We start from the raw sequence: 663 nt of genomic DNA, 5'->3' as shown, positions 1-663 counted from the left end.
GGGGAGTGCTCGAAAGAGAACCAGTACACAGGTGCTGCATGGCTGTCGTCAGCTCGTGTCGTGAGATGTTGGGTTAAGTCCCGCAACGAGCGCAACCCTTGTCATTAGTTGCTACGAAAGAGCACTCTAATGAGACTGCCGGTGACAAACCGGAGGAAGGTGGGGATGACGTCAAGTCCTCATGGCCCTTATGGGTAGGGCTTCACACGTCATACAATGGTACATACAGAGGGCCGCCAACCCGCGAGGGGGAGCTAATCCCAGAAAGTGTATCGTAGTCCGGATTGTAGTCTGCAACTCGACTGCATGAAGTTGGAATCGCTAGTAATCGCGGATCAGCATGTCGCGGTGAATACGTTCCCGGGTCTTGTACACACCGCCCGTCACACCATGGGAGCGGGTTTTACCAGAAGTAGGTAGCTTAACCGCAAGGAGGGCGCTTACCACGGTAGGATTCGTGACTGGGGTGAAGTCGTAACAAGGTAGCCGTATCGGAAGGTGCGGCTGGATCACCTCCTTTCTAGAGTAGCACTCTTCTTCAAGCGTTCACACTTATCGGCTGTAATGAATAAAGAACAGCATTTGGGGCTGTAGCTCAGCTGGTTAGAGCACCGTGTTGATAACGCGGGGGTCGTTGGTTCGAGTCCAACCAGCCCTACCAGT

At 53.7% G+C, this 663-nt stretch carries 1 tRNA gene and 1 rRNA gene; both read left to right on the top strand.

From position 1 onward, the window contains the following. Positions 1–520, top strand: a 16S ribosomal RNA gene (locus tag AC07OK_RS30750); the annotation flags it as partial. A 64-nt stretch (positions 521–584) separates the two neighbouring features. Further along, positions 585–661 (top strand) — tRNA-Ile (locus AC07OK_RS30745). The last annotated feature ends 2 nt before the right edge of the window (positions 662–663 follow it).

The organism is Duganella sp. GW821-FHT07G03 (assembly GCF_059418605.1).
This window is presented reverse-complemented; position numbering and strand designations above follow the sequence as displayed.